Origin of the sequence: Pedobacter sp. UYP30 (genome assembly GCF_040547165.1) — a bacterium.
In the GTDB taxonomy this organism is placed as follows: Bacteria; Bacteroidota; Bacteroidia; order Sphingobacteriales; family Sphingobacteriaceae; genus Pedobacter.
On sequence record NZ_JBEPPD010000015.1, the window covers coordinates 58,460 to 81,125 of the forward strand.

Genomic DNA, 22,666 nt, shown 5'->3' on the forward strand with positions numbered 1-22,666 from the left:
GTTTTTTAGTATAGATAAGTTTGCGACTTTGGATAGAACCAATGACGCACAAACGCTTTACTTTTACGGATTTTAAACTGACATCATAAACTGACATCAAAAGAATGCATATTTCTTCGCAAATAATTGCTAACCATTATGAGCATGAGCCAACAGCAGAACAGTTGTTGTTTTGCGAGCGGATGGCTACTTTTTTGCAAGCAAATTATCCCGATAGGTGTTTTGTATTAAAGGGATATGCTGGTACTGGTAAAACCACTTCTGTGGCTGCTTTGGTTAAATCTTTAAGAAATTTTAATTTACGGAGCGAGCTTTTAGCGCCAACGGGTAGGGCTGCAAAGGTTATGGGGCAATATGCTGGTGTAAAGGCCTTAACCATCCATAAGCGCATTTATCGGAAAAAAGTGGCTGCGTCGCCAGATATGGTTTTTCAGCTTGCACCAAATCTTTCGAAAAATACGCTCTTTATTGTAGATGAAGCTTCGATGATTGCCGATGAATACAACCAGACAGGAAGCTCTATTTTACAAGACTTGTTGGAGTTTGTGTACAACGACCAAAATTGTATGTTGCTTTTTGTGGGCGATAGTGCCCAACTTCCTCCAGTTGGAAGTTTGGAAAGTCCGGCTTTAAACCCACAGTATTTAAAAGACAAATTTAATTTAACCCTAACTTCGGTTGAACTTACCGAGGTGGTTAGGCAAGAAAAAAAGTCGGGTATATTGGCGAATGCTACCATGCTTAGGGCGCAAATTGCTGATCATCCAGAAGATCCATTTCCGCAGTTTATTACAACTGGCTTTAAAGATATTTTTAACATGACAGGTGCTCGTTTGGTAGAAGGATTAGAGTATGCCTACGGGAAATTTGGGATGGAAAATACCTTGGTAGTTTGTAGGTCTAATAAATCTGCGAACATTTACAACCAACAAATTAGGGCGAGGCTGCTGTATAGGGAAGAAGAGATTACAGGCGGCGATCAAATAATGGTGGTGAAGAACAACTACTTTTGGTTGCCAGAAAATGAGGAAGCTTCTTTTATAGCCAATGGCGATATGGCTAAAGTAATACGCGTTAGGGGAGAAGAAGAACGATACGGCTTTAGGTTTGCAGATGCCACGCTAGAGTTTCTAGATTTCCAGGCTGCCGGCCAAGTAAGCTGTAAAGTTTTGTTAGATACCCTAACCATAGAGAGCGCAAATTTACCTTATGAAAAAAGTAAGCAGATTTTTGAAGGATTAAATGAAGACTACAGCCACATCCCAAATAAACGCGCACGCATGCTTGCCATTAAAGCAGATCCGTTTTACAATGCCTTACAAATAAAATTTGCATACGCGGTAACTTGCCACAAAGCACAAGGTGGCCAATGGGATGCCGTTTTTGCCGATCAAGGTTTTTTAACGGAAGACATGATCGATTTAGATTTTTTACGTTGGCTATATACTGCTGTAACCAGGGCAAAACGAGAATTGTACCTTGTAAATTTTGCTGCGGCATTGTTCGGTAAAAATAGCATTGCCGATGAGTATTGATTTTCTAAAACCTTATAAAATTCTTATTTATTTATTTTCTTTTGGTTTGATTCCTCGAAGCTCGGCTTCGATTTTTTGTGTAATTTTGACAGTTAGCAATGTTCTAACACCTCTGTGGCTCTGCCCCGAGGTAATTTAGTCAAAAACAGATTTTGAAGGTTTTGATATGGCTAATGAGTTTTTTTGTTCAGAACTTCTTACTATTGGGGTACCAATTTGATTTTATGTTAGAGAAAGGAAAAAAATTGGTATCAGGTACACCGTTAGAAAACAACGAAGGATGTTTTGCTAAATCGATAGTTTATGCGATTGATGTAGCAAAAATATCTTTATAGATTTATTAATTTAACGACTCTACTATGAAAAAGTTATTATTTGTTTTATCAATCGCCTTAACGGCTTGCGGTTCTGAAAGCAAGAAAGCCAATGGCAATGACACAATTGATCTTCAAAATGTTGATACCATTAAAAAAGATACTATAAAAGTTGCCCCAGTAAAAGAAAAATCAGACGAGGAAAAGGCAGAGGAGCGACTAGACAGAATAATGAAAAATAGAAAAAGCGTAAAATAATTGTTGTTAATATAGGTAGTGAAAGATTAGAAAATGGACTTAAAACTAATAGAAAAATATAAAGCCTTGGGTATTGCAGATATTTTAGACCATGAAAAGTTTAATAATATATCTGTAGTACATCATTCAACCGTCTTAGAAGGTTCAACTCTTACGGAGGTAGAAACACAGGTTTTAATAAATGAGGGGCTTACACCAAAAGGAAAGCCTATTATTCATAGTTTAATGGTAACAGACCATTTTTCAGCCTTAAAGTTTATTTTAAAAGAGGCAGGAAAAAAAAGACCAATATCCGTTCCATTAATTCAAGAAATTAATTCTTTGGCGATTAGAAATACTGGTAGTGTTTATAATACTATCTTGGGTGTGGTAGATGCTACTAAAGGGGAATTTAGAAAGGGCAATGTTACAGCAGGAAATACTTACTTTCCTAACTATGATAAGGTCAAGGACTTAACCAGAGATTTGGCTGATAAAATTAGTGGAATGATGAAAAGTAATATTTCTGTAGTCGACCAATTAAGGCTGTCATTTGATGCTCATTATTCCTTAGTAAGCATCCATCCTTTTTATGATGGGAACGGTAGAACTTCGAGGTTATTGATGAATTACATTCAACATTATTACAAATTGCCATTGGCTATAGTACATAAAGAAAATAAAGCCGACTACATTCAAGCATTAATCGATACCCGAGAAAAACAAGACCTTAGCGTTTTTAGAGGTTTTATGGATAAGGAATATACCCACCTTTTAAAAAGTGAAATACAAAGGTTTCAAGAAATAAAACACCCCAAAAAGGGTAGAGGTTTTAGCTTTTTGTTTTAATTTCTTTTGGTTTGATTCCTCGAAGTTCTGCTTCGATTTTTTGTGTGACTTTGACAGTTAGCATTGTTCAAACACCTCTGTGGCTCTGCCCCGAGATAGTTTAATTCACTTTTAGAAACTAATTTTTATCTATATCAATGCAGTTATGAAAATTGCCTTTAGCCTTAAAAACAAATTGAAGATGGCCTTTTTGCTTTTTTGCATCGCAAGCTGCAGCCTGCTTATCAATTTTTTGGGAGATAGAAATGTAACGGAGATTAACAAAGCCTTTGTATCTATGCACCAAGATAGGCTTGTGCCAGCCACTGATTTGTTTTTTATAGCCGAGCATCTGCGTCAGAAAAGTAACCTGTGGCAAGACGCATTTAGTTTGGGGGGAACAAATGTGTCTCCTGCCGAACATTTAGTTGCGATGAGGACACAAAACGGGAAGATAGATTCTGTACTTAAGAAATACGAGGCAACAAAATTTGTTGATAAAGAAAATTTGTACTTGGCAGACTTTAAGAAAGCGCTGACAGCACAAGATAAACAAGAAACTGTGTTGCTAAGCATATATAGAAGAAATACAGCAGAAGCTTTAAAAGTTTATCATATTCAAAATCGAGCGCTAAATGCCCATACTTTTTCCTCTTTGGGCAAATTAATAAAAATACAGTTGACGGTGGGAGATGAACTGATGGTAGATTCACAGACTTGGATATCTGGCGTTAAAATTTACTCTACCATACAGGTTTTACTCGCTATAAGCATTGGCTTACTCGTTGTGGGAATAATTGGCGAAGCTAAGGCGGTAAATATCAGAAATGATAAATTTAACCTTAATTAATTGCTAACTTGCGGCACTTAATTTTAACCAAAACCATCAGTAGCCCATCCGTTTTGCTTAATTTTTCGTAATTAAACAAAAATAAAGCTTATGGTTATTCTTATTTTCTTGCTTATACATTGGTACGCTTCTCTTTTCTTCCAATCGTTTTTCCATCATCGTTACGCGGCACACAATCATTTTAGCATGAGTAGGGGTTGGGAAAAATTCTTTTTTCTTTGTTGCTTTTTTACGCAAGGATCATCTTACATCAGCGCAAGCGCTTATGGTATGATGCACAGACTTCATCATGCGCATACTGATACCGAACAAGATCCACATTCGCCAAAATATACCGATAATGTATTTATGTTGCTTTGGCAAACGCGCACAAATTATCACCGTATATTTATGGGCAAATTACCTGTGCACGAGAAGTATAAAAAAGATTTACCCGTTTGGGAAGCTTTTGATAAAATTGCGCACAATTGGATAGCAAGGGTTTTGTGGGGTGCTTTCTATGTAAGCTTTTACGCTGTTTTTGCAACTGCATGGTGGCAGTGGTTATTTTTGCCAATTACATTTGCAATGGGTGCGCTTCAAGGTATTGCGGTAAACTGGTGGGCACATAAGTTTGGGTATAGAAATTTTACTGTAAATAATACCTCTAGAAATATTTTGCCATTAGATTTAATTTTTTGGGGAGAGGCTTATCACAACAACCACCATAAGTATCCGGGTAGAACCAACAACGCCATCAAATGGTTTGAATTTGATCCTGGTTATTTTGTTATGACGCTGATGCATAAAGTGGGGATTATTAGGTTAAAGACGGTAGATTTACAGCCGAACGAAAATGTTGTAGTACCTAAGAATAGCGTCTTAAATTCCTAAGATTTAATTATACAGACTGTTAAAATCCCCGCATTGCTTAACCAATGCGGGGATTTTATTTTTTGTTTATAAATTTATAAGAATTGCAGAAACATACACGCTTTTGTTTATGTATTACGCCCTTCAGCATTACCTAGATATTGGTCTTCGGTGGGATTTCGTGCTGACTCATTCTTTTGCTTCCCAAACAATGGAAGTACGCCAGCCATATCTCCAATTACATTTACCAGTTCAGATCCAGTTGGGATTACGATTTTGGCATTGTGTTTTAACGAAGCTTCTACCGTTTCCAATTTTTTTAAGAGTTGCGCATTTCCGGTAAAATATTTGTCTGCAGCTTCGTTAACCAGCATAATTGCTTCGGCTTCTCCTTCTGCATGCAGCACTTTTGCTCTTTTAAATCCTTCGGCCTCTTTAATTTTAGATCGTTTTACACCATCTGCTACTGTTTCTGCTGCGGTGGCATAATCTATAGCGGCTATTTTTTCATTTTCTGCCTTTACCACTTTGTTCATGGTTTCATGCACATCGCGAGGTGGATCTATTTCTTTTAATTCAGTTCTGATGATTACAATACCCCAGCTTGCAGTTTCTTGTCTTAAGGTAACCTGTTATCAATAGGCTTCTTTGATGATTGATTTTTCATCTATTTTTAAATCTTTCAGCATTTTTTCAATTGCTTCCATCATTGGTGGCGGGCCACACACATAGTAATTTTTAACAGGTTGATTGGTGTATTTTTTTAGAAGTTCTTTTGTAATGTATCCATGCTCGTAGCCCTCTCCTTTATCGTTTGAGAGCACATTGATAAAATTTGAGCCGAGCATGGTATGAAATTCATCGTTGTAGATGATATCGGCTTTTGTGCTATTTGCGAAGATAAGCTTGTTATTGCCAATTTTATTTTCCGCGTTTAGCTCTTTAAAAATAGCTACAAATGGCGTAATTCCAGCGCCTCCAGCAATAAATATCCCTTCTTCCTGATAGGCAATATCTCCAAATATATCGTTTACAAAAAGTTGATCGCCCGCTTTTAATGTGAGCAATTCGTTGGTTACTCCTTTCCTTTCGGGATAGTTTTTATGGTAAATTCTAAATGATCGTCATTTGGTAAACAGGTAAAGGTAAATGGACGACCTTCTTCTTCCCACCCTTCTTTATTTAAAAAAATCTCGGTGGCTTGTCCAGGGGTAAAATCAAATATTGATGGTTTTTCGGTGGTAATCTGCAATACATTGTGTGTTACCTTTACTACCGATTTTACGTTTACTTTATGCTTTGCCATGTTTTACGAAATAATTGTTAAACCGTTGTCCTGTTGCCTAATATACAATAATTAACCGACGTTTGTTTAGGCGATAGTTGAAAACCACAAGTTTTTTTTTGCAGCAGCCCAACTACCTAAACCTGGGTGAAGCGGGCACGAAGTGAAACGGCGTAAAGCGGAAAACAGGGCCACATTGACCCAAAAACCACTTAAACTGCTTTACAAAAAAGGAGAAGAATGCATAGCTGTTTTATATTAAGACGTTTTGAATTTCCATTTTTAATTCTGGCAGCACATCTCTTTTAAACCATTCGTTTTTTGCTTGCCAAATGTTATTTCTGCCAGATGGATGTGGAAGTGGGAAGTATGTTGGCAGGTAACTGCGGAAGTTTTTGATCGTTTCGGTTAAATTGCTTTTTGCTTGTTTACCGAGGTAGTGTTTTTGTGCGTACTGTCCTATTAATAGTGTTAACCTAATGTTTGGCATGGCATCTACAAGTTGCTGGTGCCATAAATCTGCGCATTCTTTTCGTGGGGGCAAATCGCCATTTTTCCCTTTTCCCGGAAAGCAAAATCCCATGGCCATAATGGCAACTTCGGTCGGGTTATAAAAGGTTGCTTCGTCTATGCCCATCCAACTGCGTAAGTTTTGCCCGCTTTTATCGTTCCATGGAATACTTGTTTGATGCACCGCCATACCCGGCGCTTGTCCGATGATGAGAATTTTACTTGTTTTACTTGCTGCGATTACGGGGTTGACACCAAATTCTAAATGTTTTTCGCAGCGTTTACAGTTTCTAATTTGTGCTAAAAGTGAATCCATTGGGTTGAACTGAGAAATTTAGGAAACATTGATTTTTGTATGAAGAGCAAACGCTTGCCTGATGCAAAGTTACGCTAAAATTTAAAGCCGTTTAAATACTGATTTGATCTGGTTTTTAAATGAAGAACATGCCAATCACAGATAAAAGATAGATAAGCAATGCAACCCAAGAATCCATGCCAAGCCGTCGGAATTTCTTTGCTCGAGACAACATCATGCCTATTACATAAATGGTAGTTATAATGATGGCAACGGTAGCTAGGTAGATATTAAGCGGACTAGCTTTTGGCAATATGGCTTTATTTGTGATGATTGTTGCCGGTAAAAACAATACGGGCAAAAATGTATTGCCGCCAAAAATATCGCTGATGATAGGTTGGTAAGTGCGTTTTTTAAGGAATGAAATTCCGCCAGAAATTTCGGGTAACGAGGTAATAAGTGCCAATACGGTAGCGCCGAATATTACGCCTTCTATGTTCATTTTTTTAGCAATCGTATCGCTTGTGGCTTCTAACAATACCCCAAAAACCAGCACAACGATAGAAATGACTATAAGCCATATTACGGCAGATTTTTTGTTGAGCTTTGAGCTTGTCTTTTTTGCTGTTTTGTTTTCTATTTTAGTTGGGGTTTGAAACTTGCTCATGGCAAAAATACTGATGAGCCATAAAAAGAGCATAAGGAGCTCGGGAGGGGTTACCCGTGCAAAAATTACGGTGGGTTTTAGTTGTGTGCCCACAACCACACAAGAGAGCATAAGAACAAGAAATAACCCTTGTAAAATACTTGTTTTGCTATTTGTGAGCGTGCTTAGTGGTTTCGTTTCTTTTCGGTTAGCAAAATCGAATAGGATAAGTAATGCCGACTGGATAACGATACCACCAAGAATATTCCCCACAGCCAAATCTGTATTGCCTTTTATGGCTCCGCTGATAATGATGGCTGTTTCTGGGAGGTTGGTTACGACCGATAGGATGATGGTGCCGCCGAATGCGTTGCCTAATTTAAATTTGTCGTCTATAAAATCGACAATGGAAGAAAGCTTACTGCAGAAATACCACAGTAGGAAAATAGAGACGCTAAATATTACGATGCTCAGGTTAAAAGATAAATTTAGGTTCATGCGAATGTGTTAGATGGGGCACTCTGAAATATGCATGCCACCACATTTCTAAACCGCCTAAGAATTAACAGTCGGCTGTTAAAAATGTTACGGTCTCTAAGCAAAAACATTGGATAGCATAAGTTCGTAACCATTGCATGCAAATTGCAAATACGTTCGTTTTGCGATTATCCAAAAAACAAATAGGCCACGCTTATTGCGGTAAGCACACAAACAGAATCTGCCAATAACATAGCACCGATTGCGTAGCGGGTGTTTTTTACGCTTACCGAACCGAAGTAAACAGCAATAACGTAAAAGGTAGTATCAGAAGCGCCTTGAAAAACGCCGCTTAGCTTACTGGCGAAAGAATCTGGCCCATAAGTTTGCATGGTGCTTACCATCATTCCGCGCGCCGCGCCACCACTTAACGGACGAATTAAAGCCGTAGGTAAACCTTCTACAAAGCGGGTATCGGTTCCCAGCATGGCGAAAAAATACTTTATAGCGCCAATTACTACATCGAAAGTGCCACTTGTTCTTAACAAACTTATGGCCACCAACATGCCTACTAAATAAGGAACGATGCGCACTGCAGTATCAAAACCGCCTTTGGCTCCTTCTATAAAGGCATCGAAAATATCTATCTTTTTATAAAGCCCACCAAGAATAACTGCTAGGAACACAAACAGAATTAAACCGTTGCTCAAAACCCCAGAAAAACTTGCGATTCCGCTTGCACTTAAAGAAGTGATGTATAACACAAGCGCAGCAATAACAACAGATAAAGACAATACCCAAGCGATAACAATGGGTTGAATAAGGTTTATTTTTTGTTTGATGGAAACGATAATCATGGCAGCCATGGTACCGGTAAACGTTACAATAAGGCATGGAATAAAGACATCGGTTGGGTTGCTGGCATTCTGCGAGGCACGGATGGCGATAACACTGACCGGAATTAGGTTTAAACCTGCCGCATGCAAACAAAGGAACATAATCTGAGCATTCGATGCCACATCTTTATTTGGGTTTAGCTCTTGCAAACTTTCCATCGCTTTTAACCCGAAAGGAGTGGCTGCGTTGTCTAATCCCAATAAGTTTGCAGAAAAATTCATGATCATGTGGCCCATAGAAGGGTGTCCTTTCGGGATGTCTGGAAATAATTTTGAAAAGAAAGGTGCTACAATTCTAGACAATAAACGAATGCCTCCAGCTTTTTCTGCAATGGACATTAAGCCCATAAAAAGAGCCAAAATACCAACGAGTCTTAGGCAGATTTCTACCGCCACCCAACAGGTTTCTATCAAGCCGTCTAATTTTAATGGATTTGCTGGGTCGCTCGCCTTGCCGATAACCATCCAATTAAAAATATCGGTTTGGCCAAAAAAGAAACATTTAATACTGGCCACCACAATAGCGACGATAAAAAATGCTGCCCAAATTCTGCTTAATGCCATGTGTAAGGTTTTAGGGGTTAGGTGGTTAGGGGTTAGGGGTTAGGCGGTTAGAGTTAGTTGGTTAGCTGTTTAAGCGTTAAGTCGGTTAGCTGTTGAGGCGTTAAGTTGTTTAGGTGTTTAGGCGTTAAGTTGGTAAGTTGTTTAGTCGTTTAAAGCGTTGAGTTGGTTAAGTTGTTTATTTAAATGAACAAATTTAAAATGCCCAGCGAATCTTTTGGCGTTGCCTCTGGTTTTGCCTTTTTTATTTTTGCTTCACGCAAAGCATTAAAAAACGGGCGGATCAAAAAGGCGGCAAATTTAGAGTCGTTGCTGAACCCTGGTTTTACACCTCGTTGAAAGTTTATCTTTTTGCTTTCTTTAGTATTATAAAAATAGAGCACCGAATTGCCTTCTTGCTGCACAACGCCGTAGCTTGCCCAAAGTCCGTTGTTAAAAAGAACCTTTGAACCGATGCTCTCCCAAGTGTTATAAACCGAATGATCTAAAGGCTTTTTTTGTGCGTAAGCTATCGAAGCAACAAAAAGAAATAAGATGGTAAATCTCTTGTTCATGTTTAGAAGTTTGGTCTTAGTTTTTTAACAGCCTTAAAAGTATCATTTTTTGGATAGAAAAAGTAGTCCAACCGAATCAAAGTTTTTATATGTTCTTTAACAATTCTTCAGAACGGCCTCTCGCGTCAATTTTTTAACGAAGAAAGTTTGCACCCGTTCCAATAATCGTTTTAAAACTCACAAAAAAAAACAACGATTGGAGAGACCCTTTGTCGAAAGATTGGAAATTTCTCAAACGCTTAGATAATTGTTGGTAATTTAGCCGAATTAGAGCTTGATGAAATGGGCTTATATCGCTCAACAACATTCGGCAGGGGGAGATGAATAAAAATTAATGGTTTAGAATTTTAATTATAATATGATTAGCGCTAAAAATTTCCTATCCCAGTTGTTTTACAGAAAATTCTTTTGGCAGGCGTTGCTCGCCCTGTTTATGCTTGGTATGGCTATCTTTTTTATAAAGGACCAACATATAGAGCTTTTTCAGATCAAGGAGCAACTGGCAAATGCAAATTTAAATTATGTGTTGCTTGGGCTAGTTATAACTATAGTTTATATTTTGGCGCAGGGGCAAATGTATGTGCATAGCTTTAGGGCTTTAAAAGTTAAGGTTACGCTTTGGCAAGCCATATTGCTGTTTTTAAAGCGCAATTTAATAAGTGTTTTCCTTCCGGCCGGGGGTTTTTCGTCACTTGCTTTTTTTACCAAGGGGATAGATGGCGAAGGGGTAACAAAATCTAAAATACATCTTTCATCTACAATATTTGCGTTTTGCGGTATATTATCTGTGGTTATTGTTGCCATTCCCGTGCTGGGAATTGCGTTGCTAACAACCAAACTAGGACAAATAGAACTGATAAGTTTTTGTTTTTTGCTGGTACTTACTGCCGTTATCATCACAATGGTATATTCCATCTCTAAAAAGGGTTGGGCCTACCGCTGGCTGTCTAATTTGCGCCCATCATTAGCCATTATTTTAGATGAAATGGTCGATGAAAAAGTAGATAAGAAGCAGTTTTGGCTTACCTTACTCGTTTCTATTTTTATAGAGTTTATCGGCATAGCACACCTATACATTTGCATGTTGGCCTTGGGCCTTCACGCAAGTATTGCGGCAGCTGTTTTGGGGTATATTGTAATGGTTATTCTGCTTATTGCGTCTCCATTTTTACGAGGATTGGGAACCATCGAGGTTTCGCTTACCTTTATTTTAGCTCAATTTGGGTTCCCTATTCTTGCAGCTGCAACCATTACCCTTCTTTTTAGGTTTTTTGAGTTTTGGCTTCCGCTTGCTGGCGGTCTGCTAAGTTTCATCGCCAAAAAAGACAACCTCATTCTCCGTATACTTCCCGCTGTTATTATTTTGATACTTGGGGTTGTAAACATTATTTCTGCCATTAGTCCGGCTATACCTGCTAGGCTGCGCTTGGTGCGAGATATTTTGCCCGAAAACCTTATTGTAACCAGCAATGCATTGGTAATGGTAACCGGATTAATTTTTATATTAATAAGCATTTTCTTGTTGATTGGCAGCAAACGCGCTTGGTATGTGGCTTTTACGCTAACCATACTTTCTATTGTTGGCCATTTGCTAAAAGCCGCCGATTACGAAGAAGCATTGCTTGCGTTATTGGCTTGTATAACTTTGCTTTATACAAAATCTAGCTATAAACTTAAGCCCAGTCCAAAATTTATAAGGGTTAGTTACTTCATATTTATTTATGCCATTGCTGCTGTTTTTGTTTATGGAGTTTTAGGGTTTTACTTTATTAACAATAGGCATTTTGGGGTAGATTTTACCTTCGTGCAATCTTGCAAGGCTGTTTTAAAGGTTATATTTTTTATTGATGATAAAGCGCTCGTTCCATTAACGCCCTTTGGTCATCGCTTTGAGGAATCTATTTATTTGGCCAGTGGCCTGGTGATCTTATTTATCGTATTCAGTATTTTTAAACCCTATTTTACCAAACCTTACAACACGGAAGAAGAGTTTGCAGCGGCAGAAGATTTAGTTAAGCAAAGCGGGTGTTCTGCGTTAGATTATTTTAAAACCTATCCCGACAAATTCATTCATTTTAGTGATGATAGAACAGCTTTTATCAGCTTTAAGGTAACCAGACATTTTGCCTTGGTTTTGGAGGATCCCGTAGCTTCAACTATTGATGATAAATTATTGATGATAGACCAATTTGAGGCATGGTGCAAGGAGAATGGATTTATAGCGGCCTATTACAGGGTACCCGAAGAATCCTTGCATTTTTACACTTCCATCAAGAAAAAATTCATCCCGATAGGAGAGGAGGCTGTTTTAAATTTAAGCAATTTTACGTTGGATGGGGGCAAGATGAAAACGACAAGAAGTGCGGTAAATAGGCTTACTGGCGAAGGATATGTTTTTAAATCTTATACTGGGCCACAAAAAGAAGGACTTTTGCAAAAGTTACAAACAGTTTCTGATCAGTGGCTAAAAGATTTAGATCAGAAAGAAGTGGCATTTACCCAGGGTGTTTTTGATAAGAATATTTTGAAACATCAAACCATTTTAACCATAGAAGATACAGAAGAAAAAATATACGCTTTCTTAAACCTAGTGCCCGATTATGCACCAAATGAGGCGACTTATGATTTGATCCGTAAAGCTACAGACGCACCAAACGGTGTGCTGGATATGCTGCTTGCAAAGACCTTTCTTTATTTAAAAGAGCAAGGGTTTGAAGCTGTTAATATGGGCTTAGCACCGCTTTCTGGAATTGACGGGGTAGACTTAACCCAAAAAACCATTAAATACGCTTACGAAAATTTAAAAGCTTTTGCGCAATTTAAAGGATTGAGGCGATACAAGGATAAATTTTTCCCATCATGGAAAAAGAAATACTTGGTGTACAGCCATCAATACCATTTGCTGCAAGTTCCACGAGCTTTAAAGAGAATTTCAGAAGGAAGTTAGCCCATTAACAATTGTGGCCGCTACCAGCGAAACATTGTTGTTGTATTTATGCGAACCCGGTATTGTTTTTTTATTAACGAGTTTTGTTTTGCTCAAGCTATCGTAAAAACTGTTTTCCTCATCTACACCTGCCACGCAAAAAATAGGTTTCGTTAATTTTCTGGCCGTTACCAAAGTTTTATATTTGCCGGTAACGTTGTTTCCAAATCCAATAAGGTCAGAGACTTTTACTTCCAGGTCTGTGGCCATAGATGGCGATAAAAGTACAATCCCCTTGAGCTGCCCACTTAGAGAAGATGGTAAATTTGCTGCCAAAAAAATGCTGGCATCTGCACCAAAGGAATAACCCAATAACGCAAAGTCTACCGTGTTGGTTTGCTTCAGATAATGGTCAATCGCTCCTGAAAGTTCTTTTGACATTTTTTCGGGCGCTTTTTCTTCCCAAAAATATTTCTTGCTGTCTAGAGCAATTACCTTATAGTTGTGTGCTGCTAAATTTTCTATAAGTTTAGTAGAAAAACTGTTCATTCCTCCATCTCCGGTAAGGTAAAAAACCAGCGTTGCATTTGTGCCTTTGGTGTTAACTGTTATAGGAAGCGCTGATATTTTTTGCGCGGCGGTTTGAGCATAAATTTTTGTTATACCGACAATTAGAAGTGCTAGCGTTAGGATTTTATGTTTCATCTTTTTGATTGCTTTTTTCTATAATAGCCTGTATAATTTTTTGACTCTCTTGCGTTTCATAATGATGGTTTCCCTTTAAAATTTTAAGGTTAAAGTTTTTCTGGGTAATGTTATCTAGCGCTTTTTCTTCTCCCTCGCCATAAAAGCAATAAATTGGAATTTTTATCCTAGCAACCTCATCCCTTACGTTGTATTTATAGTCATCGGCGTTGCTGCCCATCAAATCTGATAGATGTACTTCGAAATCGGTTGTTGCAAATGGGGATAAAAGCACTAATTTTTTTACCCGCATTTTCATAAAAAAAGGTAGACCCGTATAAACAAAGGGCGTTATGTCTGCGCCAAAAGAATAGCCAATCAGGTAAATGTTATTTATTTTATGGTCGTATGTTCTTATTAATTCTCGCAGGTGCTTACTTGTTGCCCTTGGTGTTCTTTCCTTCCAAAAGTAGCTTCTAGAGTTTATGCCTAGGGTTTTTAATCCGTTGGCTGCCAATTTCTTGCATAGCTCGGCATCAAAGTCTAACCAACCGCCGTCGCCAGAGAAAAAAACAACCAAGGTTTTACTGTCTTCTATTTTAGAGGGATAATAGAAGGTATTGAAACCAGCTTCTGTCTTTTCTAGCTCTTTGTTTTTGAGTACTCTATTTCGTTTAAAAAGAGCACAACTGCTAAGTGTAAGCGAAAAAAGAAATAGATAAAGACTAAGTTTCATGTTTTAAAATAGGCTAAAGCCAAGTGTAAAAGAAACGCCGTGTGGATTAATGTCTAAGTTGTTTGTGCTAAACTTATAGCCTTTAAATCCCACAGCAAAAAATATGTCTGCTTTTTCACTTAACGCATATTTTGTGCCAAGTCCTGTATAAAAATAGACGCCACCTTCTTTAATTTTTCTTTGTTTATGAGGCTCTTGGTCTGTTGCGCGGTCATATTTGTTAAAACTGTAGCCTAATGAAGTTTCAGCATAAAGTTTAACTATTTTTTTTGTGTTGAAATTATACTTTAGATTAGCGAAAACAGGCAGAAAATGAATTTTTCTTAGAACAAAGCCATTGTCGTGGTGTACTGGCGTTGTACTGTATTCAATGCCTATTCCCGGTTCCCAACCATTTTCGAATAGATAATTTGCCTTTAATGATGGCGCGTAAAACAAGTTGCTATGTGTACTCCTCATTAATTCGAAAGCGGGCGATATTTTAAAACCCACATTGTTATCATTTTTACGCTGGGCAAAAGCAATAGCTGGCAGACAGCTAAAGATAATAAGGTATTTAAAAAGTTTCATTTAGAGGTTATTAAAATTGACGTGTGAACCAAAAAAAGCACCAAATTTGGTGCTTTCAATTTATTTTTTTCCTGCAGGTAACTGTTTTTGTTGTTGCCTCATGTAATCATCTAAACGTTGCTGAAAGTTCGATTTTTTCTTTTTCCCATCGGTTGGCCGTGCCTTGTTCTGTTGAATCAATGCATGGATCTTATCGTCATCAACCATTTTTCTAATTAAAAACTGCTGACCAAATGTCATTAAGTTGGCTAAGAAATAGTAGTAGTTTAAGCCTGCCGGATAACTGTTTAACACACCTAAAAATATAACAGGCATTACGTAACCTATGTATTTCATTTGTCCGGTTGCGCCACTTACCTGGTTGTTAAAATAAGTCATAATAAGCGTAGAGATGGTCATCAATACACACATCAAACTTAAGTGATCACCAATAAATGGTATTTTTACGCCAAAGCGGATAAATTCATCATAGGTTGATAAATCGTGCATCCAAAGAAAACTTTGCCCTCTAAGCTCAAAAAGATTTGGAAAGAAAAAGAAGAATGCCATAACCAATGGTAGCTGTAAAACCATTGGCAAACACCCCCCGAGCGGGTTGACCCCGGCCTTTTTATAGAGTTTTAAATATTCTTGTTGAACCTGTGTGGCTTTGTCATCGCCAAGTTTTGCCTTAATTTCATCCATCTCTGGCTTTAGCACACGCATTTTCGCCATAGATAAATATGACTTATAAGTTAGTGGAGAAAGCACTAGCTTTAACAAAATGGTTAACACCAAAATAATTAAACCATAGCCCCAACCAAAGCCTTCTAAGAAATTGAAAACCGGCAGTACAACAAATCTATTTATGTATTTAAGCGGCCAGTAGCCCATGTCTACTTGTTTTTCAAACTCATAGCCTTGCTTTTTAAGTTCGGAGAATTGGTTTGTTCCGAAGTAAAAATCCATGTCGTAACTCTGCGATGCCAATTGTTTAAAAGGCAGTTGCATGTTTGCAGTGTACGTTTTAATTACACCAGGAGTTGTTGGAATGGAAACTGCCAAACTTCCTTTCTCAAAACCGCTTTTATTAATAAGTGCGGCAGAAAAGAAGTGCTGTTTAAATGAGAACCATTGTATTTTACCTTTAGCTAGATCTTCCTTGTCATCTTTACTCACGCTCAGGTGATCAACATCGCCATCTACATATTTATAATATGGAGCAGAATATCGGTGTTCGCCTTCTACAGATTTCTCTTGCTGCAAAAGCGTTTCTTGCCAGTTTAAAGTAACGTTATTGCCAACTATTGCCTGTTGTAAGCCAACCAAATTAATTTTAAATGCAACTTGTGGGCTCTTTGGTTTAACTGTGTATAGGTATTCTATGTAGGCATTAGCCGCATAGTTTGCACGCATACTTACTGTATTGCCCGTTTTGGTAGCCGTAAAATATAAATTATTGGTATTGATTACTTTTCCATTGACGTTTAAGTCTAGCCCAAATTTATTGGCATCTCCTTTAAACAAAATTAAAGGTTTGCCATTGTACGTTTTCTGATTTTTTACTTGTACCGATGAAATCTTTCCACCTTTGTTTGATAACGTAAGTAAAAGCTGGTCGTTTTCTAAAGTTGACGTAATTTCAGTGCCCTTCATTTCAGATCCAAATGGCCCAGTAAATGCTGCCGAATCTGCTACAGCTTTTGCTGCTACAACAGCAGCTAGGGTGTCTTTTTGTACTACAGTTGGTTGAACCCCAGCTTTTTTAAGCGAGTCTGCTGTTTGGTTTTGTTGTTCTTTTTTTATTTCTGCGGTGCTTGGCTTTAAAAAGTAAAATGATCCTGCTAAAATGATCATTATTAAGAAAAGTCCCGTAAATGTATTTTTATCCATTAGTGTGTTATATACTGCTTTTAATTTTTTGATTTTTTTGCGTAATCCATTGCGGCGGCCACAAATTTAACAAAAAGTGGATGAGGATTGGCAACCGTTGATTTTAATTCTGGGTGAAATTGACCGCCAATAAAGAAAGGATGGTTCTTTAATTCAATTATTTCTACCAAGTTTGTTTCTGGGTTTATGCCAGAAGCTACCATTCCTGCTTCTTCAAATTGCTTTAAATATGCGTTGTTAAACTCGTATCTATGGCGGTGGCGTTCGTTAATGTGTTGTTTGCCATAAGCGGCAAAGGCTTTAGTTCCTTTTTTAACGTCGCAAGGGTAAGATCCCAAACGCATGGTGCCACCTTTGTTTGTAACCTTTTTCTGCTCCTCCATCATGTTAATGACAGGGTTTTCTGTGTTTTCTTCTATCTCGGTGGTATGTGCGTCTTTTAAGCCAATTACATTTCTAGCGAATTCTATTACAGCACATTGCATCCCCAAGCAAATACCAAAAAATGGTATTTGAGCTTCCCTCGCAAATTTTATGGTGTCTATTTTACCATCAATGCCTCTGCTTCCAAAACCCGGCGCAACTAGCACGCCGTGTAAATGGCCAAGCTTTTCTTTAACATTATCTGCAAAAATACCTTCAGAATGGATGTATTCTACTCTAACCTTGCATTCGTTTTTAGATCCAGCATGAATAAAAGATTCTATGATAGATTTATAAGCATCGGGTAGTTCTACGTATTTTCCAACCAAACCAATTCTTACTTCCGATGTGGGATTTTTAAGTCTTCCCAAGAAATACTTCCAGCTGTCCATATCTGGCTCAGTCTTGGATGGAAGCTTTAATTTGGCAAGTACCGTTTTGTCTAGTTGCTCTTTTAGCATAAGCAAAGGCACATCGTAAATGGTAGATGCATCCATAGATTCTACTACTGCATTGATGTTTACATTGCAAAAAAGTGCGATTTTTTTTCTTAGCTCTTGATTTAAATGGTGTTCTGTTCTACAAACTAAAATATCTGGCTGAATACCATATTCTAACAAAGTTTTTACGGAATGTTGGGTAGGTTTGGTTTTCAGCTCTCCGGCAGCAGCTAAATACGGAACCAACGTTAAATGAATTACTATGGCGTTAGAGCTTCCTTGTTCCCATTTAAACTGCCTTACCGCCTCTACAAAAGGTAAAGATTCAATATCGCCCACTGTTCCTCCAAGTTCGGTAATAACAATGTCAAAGTCGCCACTCTCGCCCAAAATGCTCATGTTGCGCTTTATTTCATCGGTAATGTGGGGGATAACCTGAACCGTCTTGCCCAAATAGTCGCCCCTACGCTCGCGATCTATAACATTTTGATAAATCCTGCCGGTGGTAATGTTGTTTGCTTGTGAAGTAGGCACGTTTAAAAAGCGTTCATAATGACCTAAATCCAAGTCGGTTTCTGCACCGTCTTCTGTAACAAAACATTCGCCGTGTTCGTAAGGATTTAGTGTCCCGGGATCTATATTTATGTATGGGTCGAACTTTTGGATGGTTACCCGGTATCCCCTTGCCTGTAAAAGTTTGGCTAGCGAGGCAGAAATAATTCCCTTCCCCAAAGAGGAAGTAACACCCCCCGTAACAAAAATATACTTCGTCATTTATTTGTGTTTTTTTTACTGCAATACAATAGAATTGCGGCTTTTTGTACGGGGTACAAAGGTAGAAAAAATACTCACTTATGCTCTGCTAAATGCAGATAGTTTTATATCATGACAAAAGTTTTATTTCTGTTTTGGTATTTTAGGGGTTTGATGCCTAATTTATTATTACGCTTGTTTTCAATGGCATTTTTTTTTGTGAGATTTTCTGAGAGATTCTGAGCAATCGGAAAGTTGGCGGTAAGTTTCGCCGAACAGAACTACTAACATCAAAGCAGAGAAATTTCGTAAATTTGGGGTATGGAACAACGTTTTTATTTTGACACTTCAGCTTTCGGCGGTGTTTTCGACATCGAATTTGAAGAAGAAACACTTTTGCTTTTTGAACGGGTAAAGTTGGGGTTAATAAGATGTGTTTATTCAAATCTAACCGAATCGGAACTAGAAAAGGCACCTGAAAGAATTAGGAACTATTTCAACGAACTAAAACCAGAACGTCTTGAAAAAGTACTCGTTACGCCAGAAGCCTTCCAACTTGCACAAACATATGTTGACGAAAAAGTTGTAGGAGAAACCAGTTTCGACGACTGTTTACATATAGCAACAGCAACACTGAACAAAGTTGACATCTTGGTAAGTTGGAATTTCAAACATATTGTAAATGTTTACAGAATAAGAGGTTATAATTCTATAAATTTACGTTTAGGATACTTAAATCTAAACATTCATTCACCAAAAGAAATTGTAGGACATGAACAATAAAACAAAAATAGAAAAGGATTTTGACACCGTCAAAACTTTCAGAGAAATAAAGGACAAGATATCACAAGAGATTAAGGGAATGAACTTTGAGCAATTCAATGCCTACTTGGAAGGAAAGAAGTTGCAAGCTCAGAAAAAATAAATTTCCCGCTAACTTTGGATAAAACGGGATTTGCGATTTCGATAAGAAAAAGTAACCGAACATTTTAATGCGAGGGGATTCAGAAATCGACGTTATCCCTGCTTCGGAATGCGCAAACTTAACATCCCGAAAGGCTGGGTTTAATTTTAAACATAGCTATCAAGAAAAATATCTCTCTTATAGATTGCTTTTCCGAAATATCGAGAAAGGCAGTGCCTCGCAAAAGACGTGAGCTACAAGTCCGACCTCAGACTTCTCCTTCAACAACAGTTATAATAAACCTTTACTTTTTGTTCTTTTTCGCTCCAAGCAATATAAATGTTGTTCTCTTTGCCCAAACGGTATTTAAATCCATTTAGTTTTGTGGCTTTAAGTTCATCATAAAAAGCTTTGTCGGGTGCGTAACTATCAGGTTTATCATCGGGCATCACCGCAGGCTCTAAAAAATTATCCTCATTAAAAAACTGTGATGCAATGGTGGTTAAAAATCGAATTTGATCTTTCTCCTTTCTCAAATCTACATTCGGATCGGTACTGCCCAGCAGCTCTTCTCCTTTTAACACCTTACTGTAAATTTCTTGACCCTTGTAGTTAGTGATGGAGAACGTAAGCGTCATTTCTTTGGGCTTGGTGCCGCTAAGGTTTAGCCTAAAGGTATCTAATTTAGTTAAGTTAGAAAAAGACTTGATAACTACAGAACTAGCGTTCTTAATTAACGTCGTCTCTTTTTCTTGTTCTGTTTTTTCGTTACCTGTGCAAGCAATAAACAACAGGGGAAACAAGAGTACGAGTAAATAGTTGGGTCTTTTCATCGTGTGTAAGTTATAGTAAATCGCTGCTAATTTTTAATAAATCTTCTGGCGTGTCAATGGCTTGCGTTTCTAACTCGGTTATTTTGGTTTTAATTTTATAACCGTTTTCTATCCATCTAAGTTGCTCTAAATGTTCTGCCTGTTCTAATGGAGAAATGGCCAATTTGGTAATTGTTTTTAGTACATCGGCCCTGTAACCATAAATGCCAATGTGTTTAAAAAACGTGTGTTTACCAAGCCAGTCTTTTTCTTCGGCACTGCGAATAAATGGTATGGTTTGTCTGCTAAAATAAATGGCCTCGCCTTTTTTATTTAAAATAACTTTTGGCGCATTTTGGTTGAATAAATCTTGGTTGTTTGTAATTGGCTTTACCAGCGTTGCCAGTTCAGTTTCTGCGTCTTCAAAACAGCTTGCCAATAAATCTATTTGCGCGGGGTCTATAAATGGCTCGTCGCCCTGAATGTTTATTACGGCATTAAAATTTGGAAAAAGATCAATTACTTCTGCACATCTATCTGTGCCGCTTTGATGGGTGGGTGAGGTGAGGACAAACTCGCCGCCAAAGCGTATAACTTCTTCCGTAATTCGTGCATCATCGGTAGCAACGATTACTTTGGCTAGCGAATTAGATTTTGAAGCTTGCTCGTAAACCCTTTGTATCATGCTTTTGCCGCCAATATTTGCTAAAGGCTTGCCCGGAAATCGGGTGGAAGCTAAACGGGCGGGAATAATTCCAATAATTTTAATCTCTAAATTTCTAAAAATCGGATTTTCCTTATGCTCGTTCATATTTTATACTTCCTGATTTTAGCTGTGCAACAATTTTTTTGGGTAATGCTGGTTCGGTATGATGCAGGTTTTATGTCTTAACATTGGCAAGATCGGTAACACGCTAGCATCAGTTTGGTTTTAATCTTTTTGGGGAAATAACCCGTGAATTTCTGCTTCGATAGATTGTAAAATAATTCCTAAATCTTCTGGGTTGTTTGTAAAATCTAATTTATCCTTATCCAAAATCAGCAATTTTCCGAGGTTGTAGTTTTTTATCCAGTTCTCGTACTTCTCGTTCAATTTGCTTAAATAATCTAAGCGTATGCCCGCTTCGTATTCTCTGCCCCTGCGTTGAATGTTGTTTACAAGCGTTGGTACAGATGCGCGGAGGTAGACCAATAAATCGGGTGGTTTTATAAAAGAGGTAACATTTTCAAAAATTGCCTTATAATTCTCATAATCGCGCGTAGTCATCAAGGCCATTTCGTGCAAATTTTCTGCAAAGATATAGGCATCTTCGTAAATGGTGCGGTCTTGGATTACATTCCGACTGTTTTTGCCTATGTCTGTAAGTTGCTGAAAGCGGCTATTTAAGAAATAGATTTGCAGGTTAAAACTCCAACGTTTCATGTCGTTGTAAAAGTCTTCCATGTAAGGGTTGTTGTCTATCGCTTCGTACAAAGCTTCCCAACCATAATTTTTAGCTAATAAGCTGGTCAAAGTTGTTTTGCCAGCGCCAATGTTTCCTACAATTGCTATGTGCATATTTTTTAGATGTGAGATGTGAGATTTTAGTATTTAGACATGTGATGTGAGATTAAGCGAGTTGGCTCAAATCTGGCTTCTTCTACCTCAAATCTTGTAAAATTATTTTTTAGTATTTGTAAATGACCTATGAAAAAGGTTAATGTGTTTAAAATCAAATTGTTCATATTTTTTTTGTTCAAATAAGATACATTCGATTATTTTTACACACCACGTCTTTGCTCCCTAATCCGTTCAAGTCTCGTATCGTTACCCCATTGTTTTTCTTTTTTAACAAAAAGTTTCATAATTTTTTTATGGTTAATCTTAAAACAAAAGTTTGCTCTTCTAGCTTAGGCCCACCATTAAGACAATGCTTTTCAACGGCCATACTAGTGTGTTTACTTACTGCTTTGCCCAGTTTAAAAAGCCTTTTGGCGCAATGATATCCCGTAAATAAATTGCTTTATTTATGTCTTCTTGATTATTGACATCGGGTATTTCGTTTGTTAAGGTAATGATGCAGTGCGCGCTACCCAAGGATGTAATAATGCTGTCTACATCTTTGATAGTAACCAAATCCAACACCTTGTTGTTGGGAAAATAATTTATCCAGCCAAGGCTGCCAAAGGTTGTATTCATACTTTCTACTTTGTCCATAAAATCGAAAGTGTAAATATTGGCAAACTCTGCTTTCCAGAAACTGGCGGTATGCTCCAATATGTTTTTACAAAATTCCCATTCAAAAAATGAAGGGTCGTTTTCTGGAAAGTTAAATTGTATAGAGCTAAAATTACCGAATAATGGATTGTAATTTTCATTTAGCGTGATTGAGAACACATCATCTGTGTGTTTACGCTTGTTAGAGAAAGTTATACGAAAAGGCCCAGTGCTTTCGTTGGTTATAAAGCCTTTTTGGTCTAAATTGGTATAGACAAGTTGATTGTCATAGGCGCCTTTGTAAAAAAGTTCTTCAAAATTACTGTAATCATCTTTAATCACTATTTTATCTAAGCCTGTCTTCCATATCAAAAGGTTTGTAAATTTTGGATGCAGTATGGTTAATATCTTCAAATACTCCTTTGCTTTATTTGAAAATTCTCTAATAGTCATTGGTTCGTGTTGCCAATAGGCTTTTAATCGTAATTTCTTTTCTTTCATATTATATT

23 protein-coding genes and 1 pseudogene are annotated in these 22,666 nt (G+C 37.6%); 8 read left to right on the top strand and 16 right to left on the bottom strand.

Annotated features, from left to right (window positions below):
- Window positions 1–104: 104 nt before the first annotated feature.
- From ABIB40_RS15425 to ABIB40_RS15445, 5 genes are all read left to right on the top strand, one after another.
- Complete coding sequence (locus ABIB40_RS15425; protein WP_354360283.1) at window positions 105–1,535, top strand: ATP-dependent DNA helicase; 1,431 nt, start codon at window positions 105–107, stop codon at window positions 1,533–1,535.
- Between the two features lie 359 nt (window positions 1,536–1,894).
- Window positions 1,895–2,107: a hypothetical protein gene (locus ABIB40_RS15430; RefSeq protein WP_354360284.1), complete on the top strand. Its 213-nt coding sequence runs from the start codon at window positions 1,895–1,897 to the stop codon at window positions 2,105–2,107.
- A gap of 33 nt (window positions 2,108–2,140) precedes the next feature.
- Window positions 2,141–2,935, top strand: coding sequence for a Fic family protein (locus ABIB40_RS15435; RefSeq protein ID WP_354360285.1), 795 nt, complete (start codon window positions 2,141–2,143; stop codon window positions 2,933–2,935).
- Window positions 2,936–3,080: 145 nt separating this feature from the next.
- Entirely contained in the window at window positions 3,081–3,764 is a 684-nt protein-coding gene (locus ABIB40_RS15440) for an MCP four helix bundle domain-containing protein (RefSeq protein ID WP_354360286.1), read from the top strand.
- Window positions 3,765–3,854: 90 nt separating this feature from the next.
- The gene (locus ABIB40_RS15445) at window positions 3,855–4,637 is read left to right on the top strand and encodes an acyl-CoA desaturase (RefSeq protein ID WP_354360287.1); all 783 of its coding nucleotides are present in this window, start codon (window positions 3,855–3,857) and stop codon (window positions 4,635–4,637) included.
- A 107-nt stretch (window positions 4,638–4,744) separates the two neighbouring features.
- Here the strand turns inward: ABIB40_RS15445 and ABIB40_RS15450 are convergent.
- The 7 genes and pseudogenes from ABIB40_RS15450 to ABIB40_RS15480 all read right to left on the bottom strand — a co-directional run.
- Window positions 4,745–5,230: pseudogene (locus ABIB40_RS15450) on the bottom strand (SPFH domain-containing protein); the annotation flags it as partial.
- A 21-nt stretch (window positions 5,231–5,251) separates the two neighbouring features.
- On the bottom strand, window positions 5,252–5,683 hold the full coding sequence (locus ABIB40_RS15455; RefSeq protein WP_354360288.1) for a ferredoxin reductase domain-containing protein: 432 nt from the start codon (window positions 5,681–5,683) through the stop codon (window positions 5,252–5,254).
- 8 nt (window positions 5,684–5,691) lie between these two features.
- Window positions 5,692–5,922 (bottom strand): ferredoxin reductase domain-containing protein, encoded by a 231-nt coding sequence (locus tag ABIB40_RS15460; RefSeq protein ID WP_354360289.1) that lies wholly within the window; start codon window positions 5,920–5,922, stop codon window positions 5,692–5,694.
- Between the two features lie 232 nt (window positions 5,923–6,154).
- Complete coding sequence (locus tag ABIB40_RS15465; protein ID WP_354360290.1) at window positions 6,155–6,727, bottom strand: uracil-DNA glycosylase family protein; 573 nt, start codon at window positions 6,725–6,727, stop codon at window positions 6,155–6,157.
- A gap of 115 nt (window positions 6,728–6,842) precedes the next feature.
- Window positions 6,843–7,850, bottom strand: coding sequence for a sodium:calcium antiporter (locus tag ABIB40_RS15470; protein ID WP_354360291.1), 1,008 nt, complete (start codon window positions 7,848–7,850; stop codon window positions 6,843–6,845).
- A gap of 167 nt (window positions 7,851–8,017) precedes the next feature.
- Window positions 8,018–9,289, bottom strand: coding sequence for a spore maturation protein (locus ABIB40_RS15475; RefSeq protein WP_354360292.1), 1,272 nt, complete (start codon window positions 9,287–9,289; stop codon window positions 8,018–8,020).
- Between the two features lie 179 nt (window positions 9,290–9,468).
- Window positions 9,469–9,840 (bottom strand): hypothetical protein, encoded by a 372-nt coding sequence (locus tag ABIB40_RS15480; RefSeq protein ID WP_354360293.1) that lies wholly within the window; start codon window positions 9,838–9,840, stop codon window positions 9,469–9,471.
- Window positions 9,841–10,198: 358 nt separating this feature from the next.
- Here ABIB40_RS15480 and ABIB40_RS15485 point away from each other — a divergent pair, with 358 nt between their 5' ends.
- A complete protein-coding gene (locus ABIB40_RS15485) occupies window positions 10,199–12,787 on the top strand; it encodes a phosphatidylglycerol lysyltransferase domain-containing protein (protein WP_354360294.1) in 2,589 nt (862 codons plus the stop codon).
- Here the strand turns inward: ABIB40_RS15485 and ABIB40_RS15490 are convergent.
- Genes ABIB40_RS15490 through pyrG form a run of 5 tightly spaced genes read right to left on the bottom strand, consistent with a single transcriptional unit; the run spans window position 12,773 to window position 18,265 of the window.
- Window positions 12,773–13,471 carry an AcvB/VirJ family lysyl-phosphatidylglycerol hydrolase gene (locus ABIB40_RS15490; protein WP_354360295.1) on the bottom strand — a complete coding sequence of 233 codons (699 nt, stop codon included), beginning with the start codon at window positions 13,469–13,471 and terminating at the stop codon, window positions 12,773–12,775. The two genes, ABIB40_RS15485 and ABIB40_RS15490, sit on opposite strands and share 15 nt — an antisense overlap.
- Window positions 13,461–14,186, bottom strand: a complete 726-nt coding sequence (locus ABIB40_RS15495) for an AcvB/VirJ family lysyl-phosphatidylglycerol hydrolase (protein WP_354360296.1) — start codon at window positions 14,184–14,186, stop codon at window positions 13,461–13,463. Before ABIB40_RS15495 ends, ABIB40_RS15490 begins: the two co-directional genes overlap by 11 nt.
- A gap of 3 nt (window positions 14,187–14,189) precedes the next feature.
- Window positions 14,190–14,756, bottom strand: a complete 567-nt coding sequence (locus ABIB40_RS15500) for an outer membrane beta-barrel protein (RefSeq protein WP_354360297.1) — start codon at window positions 14,754–14,756, stop codon at window positions 14,190–14,192.
- Between the two features lie 60 nt (window positions 14,757–14,816).
- The gene (gene yidC / locus ABIB40_RS15505) at window positions 14,817–16,628 is read right to left on the bottom strand and encodes a membrane protein insertase YidC (protein WP_354360298.1); all 1,812 of its coding nucleotides are present in this window, start codon (window positions 16,626–16,628) and stop codon (window positions 14,817–14,819) included.
- A 20-nt stretch (window positions 16,629–16,648) separates the two neighbouring features.
- Window positions 16,649–18,265 (bottom strand): CTP synthase, encoded by a 1,617-nt coding sequence (gene pyrG, locus ABIB40_RS15510; protein ID WP_354360299.1) that lies wholly within the window; start codon window positions 18,263–18,265, stop codon window positions 16,649–16,651.
- 300 nt (window positions 18,266–18,565) lie between these two features.
- On the opposite strand from pyrG, the gene ABIB40_RS15515 reads away from it, so the two are divergent.
- Window positions 18,566–19,027 carry a PIN domain-containing protein gene (locus tag ABIB40_RS15515; RefSeq protein WP_354360300.1) on the top strand — a complete coding sequence of 154 codons (462 nt, stop codon included), beginning with the start codon at window positions 18,566–18,568 and terminating at the stop codon, window positions 19,025–19,027.
- Complete coding sequence (locus tag ABIB40_RS15520; protein WP_354360301.1) at window positions 19,017–19,169, top strand: hypothetical protein; 153 nt, start codon at window positions 19,017–19,019, stop codon at window positions 19,167–19,169. Before ABIB40_RS15515 ends, ABIB40_RS15520 begins: the two co-directional genes overlap by 11 nt.
- Before the next feature lie 260 nt (window positions 19,170–19,429).
- Here ABIB40_RS15520 and ABIB40_RS15525 read toward each other — a convergent pair whose 3' ends face one another.
- The 4 genes from ABIB40_RS15525 to ABIB40_RS15540 form a co-directional block, all read right to left on the bottom strand.
- Window positions 19,430–19,981 (bottom strand): hypothetical protein, encoded by a 552-nt coding sequence (locus ABIB40_RS15525; protein ID WP_354360302.1) that lies wholly within the window; start codon window positions 19,979–19,981, stop codon window positions 19,430–19,432.
- A 10-nt stretch (window positions 19,982–19,991) separates the two neighbouring features.
- Window positions 19,992–20,729 (bottom strand): 3-deoxy-manno-octulosonate cytidylyltransferase, encoded by a 738-nt coding sequence (kdsB, locus tag ABIB40_RS15530; RefSeq protein ID WP_354360337.1) that lies wholly within the window; start codon window positions 20,727–20,729, stop codon window positions 19,992–19,994.
- Between the two features lie 162 nt (window positions 20,730–20,891).
- Window positions 20,892–21,518, bottom strand: coding sequence for a deoxynucleoside kinase (locus tag ABIB40_RS15535; protein ID WP_354360303.1), 627 nt, complete (start codon window positions 21,516–21,518; stop codon window positions 20,892–20,894).
- A 384-nt stretch (window positions 21,519–21,902) separates the two neighbouring features.
- Window positions 21,903–22,658, bottom strand: coding sequence for a hypothetical protein (locus tag ABIB40_RS15540; RefSeq protein WP_354360304.1), 756 nt, complete (start codon window positions 22,656–22,658; stop codon window positions 21,903–21,905).
- Window positions 22,659–22,666: the final 8 nt, after the last annotated feature.

Coding starts and splice junctions, on each gene's coding strand:
- ABIB40_RS15430 (WP_354360284.1), top strand. CDS start 1,895: ATGAAAAAGTTATTATTTGTTTTATCAATCGCCTTAACGGCTTGCGGT.
- ABIB40_RS15470 (WP_354360291.1), bottom strand. CDS start 7,850: ATGAACCTAAATTTATCTTTTAACCTGAGCATCGTAATATTTAGCGTC.
- ABIB40_RS15440 (WP_354360286.1), top strand. CDS start 3,081: ATGAAAATTGCCTTTAGCCTTAAAAACAAATTGAAGATGGCCTTTTTG.
- ABIB40_RS15475 (WP_354360292.1), bottom strand. CDS start 9,289: ATGGCATTAAGCAGAATTTGGGCAGCATTTTTTATCGTCGCTATTGTG.
- ABIB40_RS15535 (WP_354360303.1), bottom strand. CDS start 21,518: ATGCACATAGCAATTGTAGGAAACATTGGCGCTGGCAAAACAACTTTG.
- ABIB40_RS15460 (WP_354360289.1), bottom strand. CDS start 5,922: ATGGCAAAGCATAAAGTAAACGTAAAATCGGTAGTAAAGGTAACACAC.
- ABIB40_RS15525 (WP_354360302.1), bottom strand. CDS start 19,981: ATGAAAAGACCCAACTATTTACTCGTACTCTTGTTTCCCCTGTTGTTT.
- ABIB40_RS15480 (WP_354360293.1), bottom strand. CDS start 9,840: ATGAACAAGAGATTTACCATCTTATTTCTTTTTGTTGCTTCGATAGCT.
- ABIB40_RS15495 (WP_354360296.1), bottom strand. CDS start 14,186: ATGAAACTTAGTCTTTATCTATTTCTTTTTTCGCTTACACTTAGCAGT.
- ABIB40_RS15485 (WP_354360294.1), top strand. CDS start 10,199: ATGATTAGCGCTAAAAATTTCCTATCCCAGTTGTTTTACAGAAAATTC.
- yidC (WP_354360298.1), bottom strand. CDS start 16,628: ATGGATAAAAATACATTTACGGGACTTTTCTTAATAATGATCATTTTA.
- ABIB40_RS15540 (WP_354360304.1), bottom strand. CDS start 22,658: ATGAAAGAAAAGAAATTACGATTAAAAGCCTATTGGCAACACGAACCA.
- pyrG (WP_354360299.1), bottom strand. CDS start 18,265: ATGACGAAGTATATTTTTGTTACGGGGGGTGTTACTTCCTCTTTGGGG.
- ABIB40_RS15445 (WP_354360287.1), top strand. CDS start 3,855: ATGGTTATTCTTATTTTCTTGCTTATACATTGGTACGCTTCTCTTTTC.
- ABIB40_RS15515 (WP_354360300.1), top strand. CDS start 18,566: ATGGAACAACGTTTTTATTTTGACACTTCAGCTTTCGGCGGTGTTTTC.
- ABIB40_RS15520 (WP_354360301.1), top strand. CDS start 19,017: ATGAACAATAAAACAAAAATAGAAAAGGATTTTGACACCGTCAAAACT.
- ABIB40_RS15465 (WP_354360290.1), bottom strand. CDS start 6,727: ATGGATTCACTTTTAGCACAAATTAGAAACTGTAAACGCTGCGAAAAA.
- ABIB40_RS15435 (WP_354360285.1), top strand. CDS start 2,141: ATGGACTTAAAACTAATAGAAAAATATAAAGCCTTGGGTATTGCAGAT.
- ABIB40_RS15425 (WP_354360283.1), top strand. CDS start 105: ATGCATATTTCTTCGCAAATAATTGCTAACCATTATGAGCATGAGCCA.
- ABIB40_RS15500 (WP_354360297.1), bottom strand. CDS start 14,756: ATGAAACTTTTTAAATACCTTATTATCTTTAGCTGTCTGCCAGCTATT.
- ABIB40_RS15490 (WP_354360295.1), bottom strand. CDS start 13,471: ATGAAACATAAAATCCTAACGCTAGCACTTCTAATTGTCGGTATAACA.